The sequence below is a fragment of the Bradyrhizobium sp. USDA 4354 genome (assembly GCF_054060315.1).
Genome location: NZ_JBSSDC010000001.1, coordinates 255,499 through 268,495 on the forward strand (window position 1 = coordinate 255,499; position 12,997 = coordinate 268,495).

Sequence of the window (12,997 nt, forward strand, 5' to 3'; positions counted from 1 at the left end):
TCCAGATGACCGGCAACGAGCATGGCGCAATTGAGACTTACGAGTGCGATGTGCTCGTGGCCGGATCGGGTTGCTCCGGCATGTCGGCCGCGATCACCGCGCGCGATCGCGGGCTCGACGTGCTGATCGTCGAAAAGGAGCCGCGCTTCGGCGGCACCACTGCCCGCTCCGGCGGCTGGCTCTGGATTCCCGGCACCTCGCTGGCAAAGGCCTATGGCATTGAGGAGACACCGGACCAGGCCCGCACATACTTGCGTCATGAAGCCGGCAACAATTACGACGCCGCGCGCGTCGATGCCTTCCTGAGCGCCGGCCCCGAGGCAGTCGATTTCTTCACCACCAAGACCGCACTGCGTTTCGACATGCCGCTGGTATTTCCGGACTATCACGCCGAAGCGCCCGGCGGCGCGCAGGGCGGCCGCTCCATGGTGACGCGCCCGTTCGACGGCCGCGAGCTCGGCGAGCTGATCAAGACGCTCGGCATGCCCCTGCCCGAGCTCACCGTGTTCGGCATGATGCTGGGAAGCGGCAAGGAGATCATCCATTTCATGCGGGTGACGAAGTCGCTGGCCTCGGCGGTCTATGTCGCCAAGCGGCTGTCGCGGCATCTGATGGACGTGCTGCGCTACGGCCGCGGCATGACGCTCACCAACGGCAATGCGCTCGCAGGGCGACTTGCGAAATCCGCACTCGACCTCAAGATTCCGATGTGGCTGTCCTCGCCGGTGCGCGAGCTGACGGTCGAGAACGGTGCTGTCACCGGCGCGATCGTCTCGCGCGAGGGACGCGAGGTGCGCGTTCGTGCACGCCACGGCGTCGTGCTCGCCTGCGGCGGCTTTCCGCATGATGTCGAACGGCGCAAGAAGATGTTCCCGCATGCGCCGACCGGCAACGAGCACTATTCGCCGGGGCCGATCGGCAACACCGGCGACGGATTGCGTCTGGCCGAGCGCGCCGGCGGACGCATCGAAGATCGCCTGCCGAACGCGGCGGCCTGGGTCCCGGTGTCGCTGACCACGCGCAAGGACGGATCCAAGGGCGTGATGCCGCATTTCATCGACCGCGCCAAACCCGGCGTGATCGCGGTGATGCGCGACGGCAAGCGCTTTGCCAATGAAGGAAATTCCTATCACGACTTCGTCCAGGCCATGGTCAAGGCTGCCAAGCCCGGCAAGGAGATCGCCGCCTTCCTCGTCTGTGACCACAAGACGTTGCGGAAGTATGGCCTCGGCTGCGTGCCGCCTTTCCCGATGCCGCTGGGTCATCATTTGAAGACCGGCTATCTCATGCGCGGCGATACGCTGGAGGCGCTGGCGGCGAAAGCCGGCATCGATGCCGAGGCATTCGCCGAGACCGTCAAGCAGTTCAATGTGACGGCGCCGCAAGGCCATGATGCCGCCTTCGGCAAGGGCTCGAAGGCCTATAACCGCTACCAGGGCGATGCCCTGCACGGTCCGAACCCCTGCGTCGCGCCGATCGAGAACGGTCCGTTCTACGCCATCAAGATGGTGATCGGCGATCTCGGCACCTATGCCGGCATCGTCACCGACGAGAACGCACGGGCACTCGACGCCGAGGGACGGGTGATTCCCGGCCTCTATGCCGCCGGCAACGACATGGCGAGCATCATGGGCGGCAATTATCCCGGCGCCGGCATCACGCTTGGGCCGGCGCTGACCTTCGGCTACATTGCCGGCAGACATCTTGCCGACAGCGCCGCCAAGCGCGACGCGGCGTAAGCAAAACGCCAGGAGGCGCATGAAGAGGGAAAGCCGCGGCATCCAGTCGATCGAGGTCGGCGGAGAATTGCTCCGCGCGCTCGCAAGGAGCGGCGAGCCGATGATGCTGCGCGATCTCGCCCGCGAGGCCGGCATGACCCCGGCCAAGGCGCACCCCTATCTCGCCAGCTTCTCCCGTATCGGCCTGATCGAGCAGGACGAGAGCACCGGCCGCTACGAGATCGGCGCGCTGGCGCTGGAGCTCGGCCTGATCAGCCTGCGCCGGCTTTCCGGCGTGCGCATAGCACGGCCGAAGATCGCTGGCCTCGCAAGCCAGATCGGCCACGCGGTCTCGCTCGCGGTCTGGGGCACGCACGGCCCGACCGTGGTGCAGCTCGAAGAGCCGGCCCAGCCGGTGCACATCGTGATGCGCGTCGGCTCGGTGATGGCGCTGCTGGAGACTGCGACGGGCCGCGCGTTCGCGGGGTTCCTGCCGGAGAAGACGATCAACGCCGCGCTCGAAAGCGGCCTCGACCGTCATGGCGTCGGCTACAATCCAAAGCGCGCCGTGAGAGGCGCGAAGGTTGCCGAGATGCTCGCCGAGGTGCGCAAGCACGGCCTTGCCCGCGCGCTCGGCGATCCCCTGCCCGGCGTCAACGCATTCTCGGCACCCGTATTCGATCATTCCGGCCACGTCGCGCTGGTCATCACCGCGATGGGGCCGGAAGGAACATTCGACGCCCGCTGGGACAGCCCGATCGCGCACGCGCTACGCGACTGCGCCGGCGCCATCTCGAAGCGGCTGGGTCACGGGATGACGGTTGCGGCGGAGTGAGGCTTCGCAGCCCAACACATCAACCGCTGTCATGCCCCGCCTAGTGCGCAATTGCGCACAGGGGCGGGGCATCCAGTACGCCGCGGCGAATGTCGCGGGAGCGAGCTCTCCAACACCCGCCTCTGGAATACTGGATCGCCCGCCTTCGCGGGCGATGACAGCGAGTATGGGGCGTTTTCGATGCCCCTTACTTCTCCTTCACCGGCACCGTGTAGTTCAGGACCAGCCGGCCGCCATCCGGATAGATCGTCTGCCCGGTGATGTAGGACGCATCGTCGCTGGCGAGGAACGCCACGACGGACGCCACCTCGCTCGGCTCGCCGCCGCGGCCGGCCGGCGTGCGTGACAGCACCGTCTTGCGGGCATCGTCCGAGGTGTAGATGGACGACGCCACCATGTCGGTCAGGATCGTGCCCGGCCCGACCGCGACGACGCGGATGTTGTGCGGGGCGAGCGCGACGGCCGCGACCGACGTCAGCTGCTTCATGCCGCCCTTGGACATGGCGTAGGTCGCCAGCGCCGGGATCGCCAGCAGCGCATTCACCGAGGACATGTTGATGATGACCCCGCCGCCGCCTTGCGCGATCATCTGCCTGGCCGCCGCCTGCACGCCGAAGAACGCGCCTTTCAGGTTGATGCCGATGATCTCGTCGAATTCCTCCTCGGTAATCTCGAGGATGTCCCGGTTGCGGGCGACACCGGCGTTGTTGACCATGATGTCGAGCCGGCCGAACTCCTTCACTGCAGTCGCGACGAGTTGATCGACATCGGTGCGCCAGGCGACGTTGCCGACGACGGTGCGCAAGGCATCAGGCCGGCCAAGCTCGGCGGCCGTGCCGGCGAGGCCCTCGGCATCGATGTCCGAAATGACGACCTTGACGCCGTCGTCCAAAAACCTCTTCGCGCAGGCCTTGCCGATGCCGCGCGCCGCGCCGGTGATGGCTGCGACCTTGCCGGACAGTTTCATGGTCTCACTCCAGGACTTGGGACAATCTCACCGTCACATCACGTGAATACGCGCGGGCGCAAGCCCGCGTGAAACCAGGTGATCATGGAATAGATGTCGTAGACGGGCAATCCCACTTCGGCTTGAAGCGCGGCCGCGTAAGGCGGCATGTTGGTGCATTCGAGCACGATGGCGCCGACATCCGGATTTTTGGCGACGAGCTGCTTGCCGGCCTCGACCACGTCACGCTCGGCTTGCGCGATGTCCATGTCGTCCTTCTCGGCCTTGATCAGGACACGAAAAAACTCCTTGCCGTTCTCGGTGCCGGCCAGCGGCGTATCGAGCGGCACGCCGGCGGCTTCGAGATGAGACGGCGTCAGCGTCGAGCCCGATACCGTAACGAGGCCGACGCGCTTGCCCGGCGGCAAGGTCGCCTGCACCCACGGCACCTGCATCAGCGAGGAGGTCGCGACGGGAACGCCGACCGCCGCCGCGATCTCCTTCTGGAACAGCGAGAGGAATCCGCAATTGGTGGTGATGGCCTCGGCCCCCAGCCGCACCAGATCCTTGGCCGCGTCGATGAAGTCGGGCAGCAGGCCGGCCGCGCTCTTCAGCACCACCTTCTCCGGCGAGGCGCCGCTGACCACGCGATAGAGCACGGGGAACGGCCAGGTCGTGGCGTTGCCCATATCGCCGGGAATGCGGGGGAAGCGTGCCTCCAGCATCAGGATGCCGAGCGGTGCGCCATAGACGGCCTTGCCGCCACGGGCGATGCGGGAGGGCGAGCTGGCTGAGGTGGTCATGGTGCGCTCTCAGAGGAAACGATCGGGTGCGAACGGCGCGAGTGGAATCTCGGGCTGCTTGCTGCTCAGGAGCTGGGCGACAAGGCGGCCAGTGCGGGCCGAGCCGACCAAGCCGACATGGCCGTGGCCGAAAGCATAGACGATGTCGCGGGAGGCGCGCGCATGGCCGATGCAGGGACGCCCATCCGGCATGCTCGGGCGATGGCCGAACCAGGTTTTGATGCGCGAGGCCGGGATGTCCTTCGGCAGTTTCGGGAACATCCCGAGCAGATGGTTGCGCAGGATTTCGGCGCGCTTCCAGTTCGGCGCGGCTTCGAGACCAGCGATCTCGACCGTGCCGGCGGCACGCAGGCCCTTGTCAGTCCAATTCACCACCATCTTGGCGTCGGATGCCATCATCGAGCTGCGCGGACCTACTTCCGGATCCTCAATCATGACGTGATAGCCGCGCTCGGTCTCGAGCGGGAGGGAATCGCCGACCGACGCGGTGAGCTGCTTCGAGCGGGCACCAGCCGCGACCACCGCGGCATCGCAGGCAATCTCGCCGGTCTCGGTGAGAACAGCCGCGAGCTTGTTGCCGTCTAGCTTCAGACCGGTCGCCTTGGCCTGCACGTGCTTCGCGCCACTGGCGATCGCATGAGCGGCAAGCGCGGCGACATAGGCACCGGGATCGCGGCAGCGTCCGGCCTCCTCCACCACCACGCCAAAGGTGTAGCGCGGATGCAGATCAGGCTCGCGCTGACGCATCTCGTCGGCATTGAGCTCCAGCCATTCGACGCCGACCTTCTTGCGCAGACGCCAGCCGAGATCGTTGTCGAAACTGCCGCGCGAGGTGAACACATGCATCACGCCGTTGCGCTCGATCAGCTCGGGCACGCCGGCCTCTTCCGCGAGCTTCCGGTGCAGCAGCGGCGCATCCTTCAAGAGGTCGCGCAGCGCAAACGCCGTCGTCTCGACCCGCGCCTCGGTCCAGCCCGAGAGCAGGTACTTGATCAGCCAGGGCAGCGCTTTCGGCAGGTACGACCAGCGGATCGCGAGCGGGCCGAGCGGGTCCAGGAGATAGCCCGGCACCTTCTTCCAGACGCCCGGCTCGGCCGGCGGGATCACCGAATGCGACGACAGCCAGCCGGCATTGCCGTAGCTCGCCGCCTGTTCGCCGCCTAGCTCGCCGGGATCGATCAGCGTGACGCGATGGCCCTCGCGCAGCGCCTCGATGGCGCTGATCACACCGACCGCGCCGGCTCCGATGATCGCAACGTGGCGACCGGTCGCCACGGCTTACGCCTTCACCGCGGGCGCAAAATCCTTGCCGACCGAGATCGCGCGCGGATCGATGATGCAGTGGAGGATCGACGGTTTGCCCGAGGCCAGCGCGCGTTCGAACGCGGGCGCGAACTCTTCGGTGCGCTCGACACGCTCACCATGGCCTCCGAACGCCTTCGCATACATCGCGAAGTCCGGGTTCTTCAACTGGGTGCCGACGACGCGGCCGGGATAGTCGCGCTCCTGGTGCATGCGGATGGTGCCGTATTGCGCATTGTCGACGACGATGACGACCAGCGGCGCGTCATACTGCACGGCGGTTGCGAATTCCTGACCGTTCATCAGGAAGCAGCCGTCGCCGGCAAAGGCGACGACGACGCGATCCGGATATTGCCGTTTGGCGAGCACGCCCGCCGGCACGCCATAGCCCATCGAGCCCGAGGTCGGCGCCAGTTGCGCGGCAAAGCTGTGGAAGCGGTGATGGCGATGGATCCAGCCGGCATAATTGCCGGCACCGTTGCAGACGATCGCGTCCTTGGGCAGGCGGTCGCGCAGCCAGGTCATCACCTGGCCGTACTGGAACGTGCCCGGCAGCTCGCGCGCCTTCCCGGTCCAGGCGAGATAATCGGCGTGCGCCTTGGCGGCTTCGCCTTTCCAGGCCACCGCGCCGGCGGGCTTCAGCGTCTCGACGGCGGCGGCGAAGGCAGCCGGCGTCGCCTGAATCGCCAGCGCGGGCTGATAGACGCGGCCGAGCTCTTCGGAGCCCGGATGCACATGGATCAGCTTCTGCCGCGGAGTGGGAATATCCAGCAGCGTATAGGACGAGGACGGCATCTCCGACATGCGGCCGCCGATGAGCAGAATGACATCGGCGCCCTCGATGCGCGCCTTCAGGCCCGGGCTCGGCCCGATGCCGAGATCGCCGGCATAGTGCGAATGGTCGGCGTCGATCAGCGAGGCCCGGCGGAACGAGGTCGCGACCGGCAGGTCGAACCGCTCGGCAAAGCGCGCGATGCTATTCGCCGACTCATCGGTCCAGCGCGAGCCGCCGAGAATGACGAGCGGCGCCTTGGCGCCCGCCAGCATGGCGCCCAGCTTCTCGATATCGGCAGGCGCCGGCCAGCTCACGGCAGGCTCGATGCGCATGGCATCGGCGACGGCCGCGGTCTCGGTCAGCATGTTCTCCGGCAGCGCGATCACCACGGGACCGGGGCGGCCCTGCATGGCGACGCGGAAGGCGCGCGCGACCAGCTCCGGAATGCGGTCGGGGCGATCGATCTCGACCGTCCATTTCGCCATCGAGCCGAACACTGCTTTGTAGTCGAGCTCCTGGAACGCCTCGCGCTCGCGCATGCCGGTGTCGACCTGGCCGACGAACAGGATCATCGGCGTCGAATCCTGCATCGCGATGTGGACGCCGTGGCTGGCATTGGTGGCACCGGGGCCGCGGGTGACGAAGCAGACGCCGGGCCGCCCCGTGAGCTTGCCATAGGCCTCCGCCATCATCGCGGCGCCGCCTTCGGCGCGGCAGATCACGACGTCGATCGGGCTGTCATGCAGCGCATCGAGCGCCGCCAGATAGCTCTCACCCGGCACGCAGGTGACGCGCTCGACGCCTTGGGCGACGAGCTGATCGATCAGGATCTGGCCCCCGGTGCGGGTGTTGCGAATGGTCATGTCGGCTCCTCAAGGCTTCGGCGATGCGCTCATATATTCGGAAACTGGCGTAGGACAGGCCGGGAGAGCGCGCAAGATCGAAAGGCTTCTTGCAGCCTGCGCAGGCGTCATGCCCGTCCCTGCGGTTTGCACTACAGGCCCTGCCAAGGCCGTGATGGCGAGCTTCGAAATCTTCGTCTACGATCCGGCCGAACCAACTCGTCTGGAGCACCGGAATGCAAACCATCGGCCTGATCGGAGGCATGAGCTGGGAGAGCACCGCGCTTTACTACAGGCTCATCAACGAGCGCATCCGCGACCGCATGGGAAAGCTGCATTCCGCTCCGCTCTTGATGTATTCCTACGATTTCGAGGAGATCAAGCAGATGCAGTACGCCGGGCGCTGGCAGGAGGCGGCAGCCAGCCTGGCGGACGTCGCACGGCTCCTCGAAAGCGCCGGCGCGCGAGCGATCGTGTTGTGCACGAACACGATGCATAAATTGGCGCCCGAGATCATCTCGAGCGTGACCGTGCCGTTCATTCACATCGGCGATGCGACGGCCGAGCGGATCCGGGCCAAGGGATATCGGCGGGTCGGGTTGCTCGGCACCAAGTTCACGATGGAGGAAGACTTCTACGTCGACCGATTGCGCGCGCACGATCTCGACGTCATGGTCCCTCCCGCGGACGAGCGCGCCGAGGTGAACCGCATCATTTACGACGAGCTGTGCCTCGGGAACGTCGCCGCACCCTCCCGCCGTCGCTACCAGGAGGCGATGGCGGCCCTGGTCGCCGGCGGCGCCGAGTGCATGATCCTCGGCTGCACCGAGATCACGATGCTGGTCGGCCCGGACGACACATCGGTCGAGACGTTCGACACGACCGCAATTCACGCAGAGACGGCAGCCGATTTCGCGATCGGATAATTTGCTCCCCCCAATTTTCAGCCCCGTGCCGGGATCGAGGTCCCTGGGACGTGCGTTATCCTCACCCGCTCCGCTTCTGTCGCGCGCCCGCCAGCAGCACCAGCATGAAGGAGGCCGCCGTCATCAAGGTCGATATCGCGGCAATGGTCGGGTCGATCTCGTCGCGAAGCGCGGTGAACATGCGCTTAGTCAGCGGCTGGTACTGGCCGCCGGAGATGAACAGCGCGACGATGGTCTCATCCATCGCCGAGATGAAAGCGAAGATGCCGCCGGCAACCACGCTGGACTTGATCTGCGGCAGCGTCACCGCGAAGAAGCTGCGCAGGCGGTTCATGCCGAGGCTGCGCGCCACCATCTCCTGCGCCGGATCAAAACTCTGCAGGCCCGCCAGCACCGAGATGACGACGTAAGGCAAGCCCAGCATCACGTTCGCCAGCACGAGGCCGGGCATGGTGGCGACCAGGCCGACCTTGGCATAGACGAAGAAAATGCCGACCGCTGTGATGATGATCGGCACCACCAGCGGCAGCAGCAGCGCCATATGGATCAGCCGCATGATCCGCAGCTTCGACTGGCTGATGGCATAGGCAGCGGCCACGCCAAAGGGGGTCGCGATCACGACAGTGAGGAGCGCGATCGACAGCGTCACCCGCGTCGCCTGCATCCAGGCCGGATTTGAGAAATATTGCTGGTACCAGCGCAGCGAGAAGGACGGCGGCGGGAAGGTCAGGAAGCGCGCGCTGGAGAACGAGATCGGCACGATGATCAGGACGGGAAGGATCAGATAGACCAGCACCAGCGCGCTGATCACGTAGAGGGCGATCCGTGCGGGCGAGGCGCGCATCATTTCTGCCCCAACACACGATCGAGCGAAATGAAGCGGCTTACAATGAAAAAGATCGCGAGCACACTTATTAACAGCACGACGGCGACCGCGCTGGCTGCGCCGAATTGGTTGTAGAGCTCGACATTGCGGCTCACCAGCATCGACACCATCACGGTGCGGCCGCCGCCGAGCAGCTCCGGCGTGATGTAGAAGCCGAGGCAGAGCACGAACACCATGGTGCAGCCGGCGAGCACACCCGGCAGTGACAGCGGCAGGAACACGCGCATGAAGGTGAGCGACGGGCTCGCGCCCAGGCTGGCGCCGGCCTGCATGAGGTCGTTCGGGATCTTCTGCATGGTGGCATAGAGCGGCAGCACCATGAACGGCAGCAGGATGTGCACGGTCGCGATCACCGTGCCGAACGTGTTATGGACCAGCGCGAGCGGCTCGGAAATTGCATCGACGTAGCGCAGGAACTGATTGATCACGCCGCTGCGCTGGAGCAGCGCCAGCCAGGCATAGGCGCGGACCAGAACGCTGGTCCAGAACGGCAGCACGACCAGTGAGAGGATGAGGATGCTCCAGCCCTTCGGCACCGAATTGGCGAGATAGGCCACGGGGTAGCCGAGCAGCAGCGCGATCAACGTGACCGCGAGGCTGATCTCGAAGGTCAGCGCAAAGCTGCGCCAGTAGAGGTCTTCAGTGAAGACGCGGCGATAGTTCTCCAGCGTGAAGCCGTCATGATAGATCGACTGCCAGGCCAGCCAGCCGACCGGCAGCACGATCAGGGCCAGGATCACCAGCAGCGCCGGCGACACCAATGCCAGCATCAGCCCGTGCTCGCGGCGCTGATGCTTCTGGGAGGGATCTGGCAAGGATGTCGTCAACGCTGCCTCGCCTTACTTCTGCATGAACGATGCCCAGCGCTTTTCGGCGGCTTCGCCCGCGGGCGAGGACCACCAGGCGTAGGACATCAGCGCTTGCTTCGCCGCATTCGCCGGCTCGCTCGGCAATTGCGCCGCGCGCTCGGGCTTGATCACGCCCGTCTCGAACGCCTTCGGATTGCCCGGGCCGTAATCGATGTGGAGCGGCAGGTTGGCCTGGTGCACGGGATCGACGGCCTCGTTGAGGAATTTTATGGCCGTACCGAGATTCGGCGCACCCTTGAGGATGCAGAGCGAGGTGCTCTGCAGGATGCCTTGGTTGTAGGTGAAGGCGACCTTGGCGCCCTCCTTGGCGACCGCACTGACGCGGCCGTTCCAGGCCATCTCCATATCGACCTCGCCGTCATTGAGCAGCTGCGCCGACTGCGCGCCGGAGGTCCACCACACCGTGATGTGCGGCTTGATCTCCTCCAGCTTCTTGAAGGCGCGGTCGACATCGAGCGGATAGAGCTTGTCGGGCGCGACGCCGTCGGCCATCAGCGCCGCCTCGAGCGTCGCGAACGGGTGGTTGCGCAGCGCGCGGCGGCCGGGGAATTTCTTGACGTCCCAGAAATCGGCCCAGCTGTTCGGCGCGTCCTTCGGGAAGGTCTTCTGGCTGTAGGACAGCACGCTGGAATAGAACTCGTAGGACACCGAATAGGGACTGCGATAGGCCTCCGGCATCGCCGCGCCGTTTGGAATCTTCGAGAAGTCGAGCTTCTCGATCAGCCCCTGCTCGCCGCCGCGCAGGCAGTTGCCGGTCGGGGTGTCGACGACGTCCCAGATCGGCTTGCCGCTGCCGACCTGCGTCTTGATCGCGGGCCAGGCGTCGGGAATGGAATCCTGGTTGATGGTGATGCCGAGCTTCTTGGCGGAGGGATCGAGGATCGCCACCGTCTGGGCCTGCTGATAGGCGCCACCCTGCGAGACGAAGGTGATCTGCTCGGCGGCATCAGCCGCGCTGGTCAATCCGATCGCGCCCAGCAGCGCGCAACCCAATCCCAAACTCTGCTTCATCGTCATCCTCGCCTCCTCCAAATAGAGCTCACTGACCGATCGCATCGAGAAACTGGTACCAGCCGGCGACCACGCGCACGGCGGGCTCACGCAGCGGATAGAACGGAATCGCCTTCATGCGCCGCGCGTCGAGCAGGCCCATGTCGGGCGTCTCGCCGCGGACGAAGGCGGCGAGATAGCGGCCCATCAAGCTCGACATCGCAACACCGGCGCCGTTGTAGCCGACCGAGAACAGCGTGCGGTCGTCGAGCCGGCCGATATGCGGCACCGAGTCCAGCGTCATCGCAACGAGGCCCGACCATTTGTATGCGAGCGGGACATCAGCGAGGTCGGGGAAGATGCCGACCATCGCCTTGCGCAAGGCGTCGAATGCGGCTTGCGAGTCCTGCTTGCCGAAGGCGCCGCGGCCGCCGAAGATGACGCGGTTGTCCACCATGCGGAACCAGCGCATCATGCGCTTGGTCTCGGTGTAGGTGCGCCCCGTCGGCATCAGCTTTCCCGCGAGATTGCGCGGCAGCTGCTCGGTCGCGACGATGGCGCTGCGGAAGGGGATCAGCGTGCGCTGCAGATACGCGGTCGCGCCGGTCAAGTCCGAATAGCTGTTGGTGGCCATGATCGCTTGCCTGGCGCGCACCGCGCCTTGCGGCGTCTCAGCGAGGATGCCGCCGTTCTCCTTCCGTAGTCGCACCACCGGCGATTCCTGGAAGATCGGCACGCTGCGGCGCGCCACGCCGTCGGCGAGGCCGCGCAGATAGTTCAGCGGATGGATGCCGCCCGAGCCGGGATTGAGCACGCCGCCGACGAAGATGTCGGAGCCGGTTTCCTCGCGCACGCCGTTCTTGTCGAGGATGCGGACCGCGCCGGAGCCCATCTCGCGCGTCATCCAGTTGGCTTCGTCGATCGCGGCCTTCAGCGTCGTCTCATTGTGGGCAGCCTTGACCTGGCCGATACGCGTGAGGTTCGCGCTAGTGATGCCGAATTCCGAGACGAGCTCCTCGACCATGTCGGTCGATTCATGCGCGATCTCGTACATGCGCCGCGCCATGGCGCGGCCGTGCGCGGCGTCGATCTCGCGGAACGAGAGGCGGAACTTTGCGGTGATCACGCCGCCATTGCGCCCGCTCGCCCCCCAGCCAGGACGGTTGGCCTCGAGCACGACGGGGCTGAGCCCGCTCTTGGCAATGTGGTGCGCGGCGGAGAGGCCCGTGTAGCCGGCGCCGATGATCACCACATCCGCCTGCTGCTCGCCCGACAGCACGGGATAGTCGCGCGCCGGATCCGCCGTGGCTTCCCACAGCGAATTGACCGAAGGCAGCGCGCTAAAATCCCGCGTCATGCCACAGCTCTCCGTTACGCCGCCGGCCCGATCGCGGCGTCCGCGAGCGCCTTCAGCGTCGGGAAATGGAAGTCCGGCTTGGTCAGCGTCTCCACCGCCGGCGTACCGCCGAAGCCGGCAATGCCCTGGCGACGCTCGATCCAGCACACCTTGTAGCCGAGCTTCCGCGCGATCCCGATGTCATGATACTGGCTCTGCGCGACGTGCAGGATGTCGGATTGCTTGTAGCCGAACGCCGACTGGCGGCCCTTGTTATAAGCGAAGAATTCCGGGTTCGGCTTGGCGACGCCGGTGTCGTCGGCGCAGACGGTGTCGTCGAAGGGATTGCCGAGCGCATGCGCGTAGCATGAGAGTGCGACTCGGTCGGCATTGGTCATCGCCACCAGACGGAACCTCGTGCGCAGGCGCTTGAGCGCCTCCACCGAATCCGCGAACGGCCCCCAGCGCAGCACCGAGAGCTGGAACACGTCGCAGGACGCATCATCAGCCGGCAGTCCGAGCTCGGTCGCGAGATGGCGATAGACGTGGAACATCACTTCGCTCGAGCGCTCGTAATGCTTGTCGCGGCCTCGCTTGTAAGGCTCGAAGATCTGCTCGTCGCTGAGCTCGGCCGCCTTCTTGCCTCCGATCTTGCGCACGGCTTCGAGCACGCCGGTTTCGAAGTCGATCAAGGTGCCGACGACGTCGAAGGTGAGGATCTTGAAATTGCTGAACGAGGCTGCTGACGACATATCGCTTCTTCTCTCGG

The 12,997-nt window shown here is 65.8% G+C and carries 12 protein-coding genes; 3 read left to right on the forward strand and 9 right to left on the reverse strand.

Features of this window, described 5'->3' with window-relative positions; all coding sequences use genetic code 11:
* Nucleotides 1–5 precede the first annotated feature (5 nt).
* Together ACVIIV_RS01210 and ACVIIV_RS01215 are read left to right on the forward strand one after the other, a co-directional pair.
* Nucleotides 6–1,739, forward strand: a complete 1,734-nt coding sequence (locus ACVIIV_RS01210) for an FAD-dependent oxidoreductase (RefSeq protein WP_456742532.1) — start codon at nucleotides 6–8, stop codon at nucleotides 1,737–1,739.
* A gap of 19 nt (nucleotides 1,740–1,758) precedes the next feature.
* A complete protein-coding gene (locus tag ACVIIV_RS01215) occupies nucleotides 1,759–2,553 on the forward strand; it encodes an IclR family transcriptional regulator (RefSeq protein ID WP_456742533.1) in 795 nt (264 codons plus the stop codon).
* Between the two features lie 187 nt (nucleotides 2,554–2,740).
* Here ACVIIV_RS01215 and ACVIIV_RS01220 read toward each other — a convergent pair whose 3' ends face one another.
* From ACVIIV_RS01220 to ACVIIV_RS01235, 4 genes are read right to left on the reverse strand one after another with little or no spacing between them, the layout of a single operon-like run.
* Entirely contained in the window at nucleotides 2,741–3,520 is a 780-nt protein-coding gene (locus ACVIIV_RS01220) for an SDR family NAD(P)-dependent oxidoreductase (RefSeq protein ID WP_456742534.1), read from the reverse strand.
* Nucleotides 3,521–3,558: 38 nt separating this feature from the next.
* Complete coding sequence (locus ACVIIV_RS01225; RefSeq protein ID WP_456742535.1) at nucleotides 3,559–4,302, reverse strand: aspartate/glutamate racemase family protein; 744 nt, start codon at nucleotides 4,300–4,302, stop codon at nucleotides 3,559–3,561.
* A 9-nt stretch (nucleotides 4,303–4,311) separates the two neighbouring features.
* Nucleotides 4,312–5,577, reverse strand: a complete 1,266-nt coding sequence (locus ACVIIV_RS01230) for an NAD(P)/FAD-dependent oxidoreductase (protein ID WP_456742536.1) — start codon at nucleotides 5,575–5,577, stop codon at nucleotides 4,312–4,314.
* A 3-nt stretch (nucleotides 5,578–5,580) separates the two neighbouring features.
* Entirely contained in the window at nucleotides 5,581–7,242 is a 1,662-nt protein-coding gene (locus ACVIIV_RS01235; protein ID WP_456742537.1) for a thiamine pyrophosphate-binding protein, read from the reverse strand.
* A gap of 215 nt (nucleotides 7,243–7,457) precedes the next feature.
* Here ACVIIV_RS01235 and ACVIIV_RS01240 point away from each other — a divergent pair, with 215 nt between their 5' ends.
* Nucleotides 7,458–8,147 (forward strand): aspartate/glutamate racemase family protein, encoded by a 690-nt coding sequence (locus ACVIIV_RS01240; protein WP_456742538.1) that lies wholly within the window; start codon nucleotides 7,458–7,460, stop codon nucleotides 8,145–8,147.
* A gap of 61 nt (nucleotides 8,148–8,208) precedes the next feature.
* Here ACVIIV_RS01240 and ACVIIV_RS01245 read toward each other — a convergent pair whose 3' ends face one another.
* The 5 genes from ACVIIV_RS01245 to ACVIIV_RS01265 form a co-directional block, all read right to left on the reverse strand.
* Entirely contained in the window at nucleotides 8,209–8,994 is a 786-nt protein-coding gene (locus ACVIIV_RS01245) for an ABC transporter permease (protein WP_456742539.1), read from the reverse strand.
* Nucleotides 8,991–9,803 (reverse strand): ABC transporter permease, encoded by an 813-nt coding sequence (locus ACVIIV_RS01250; RefSeq protein ID WP_456748644.1) that lies wholly within the window; start codon nucleotides 9,801–9,803, stop codon nucleotides 8,991–8,993. The genes ACVIIV_RS01245 and ACVIIV_RS01250 overlap by 4 nt, the downstream gene beginning before the upstream one ends.
* A 69-nt stretch (nucleotides 9,804–9,872) precedes the next feature.
* Nucleotides 9,873–10,919, reverse strand: a complete 1,047-nt coding sequence (locus ACVIIV_RS01255; protein ID WP_456742540.1) for an ABC transporter substrate-binding protein — start codon at nucleotides 10,917–10,919, stop codon at nucleotides 9,873–9,875.
* Between the two features lie 22 nt (nucleotides 10,920–10,941).
* The gene (locus ACVIIV_RS01260; protein ID WP_456742541.1) at nucleotides 10,942–12,249 is read right to left on the reverse strand and encodes an NAD(P)/FAD-dependent oxidoreductase; all 1,308 of its coding nucleotides are present in this window, start codon (nucleotides 12,247–12,249) and stop codon (nucleotides 10,942–10,944) included.
* Nucleotides 12,250–12,263: 14 nt separating this feature from the next.
* Nucleotides 12,264–12,980 carry an HAD family hydrolase gene (locus ACVIIV_RS01265; RefSeq protein WP_456742542.1) on the reverse strand — a complete coding sequence of 239 codons (717 nt, stop codon included), beginning with the start codon at nucleotides 12,978–12,980 and terminating at the stop codon, nucleotides 12,264–12,266.
* Between the last annotated feature and the right edge of the window lie 17 nt (nucleotides 12,981–12,997).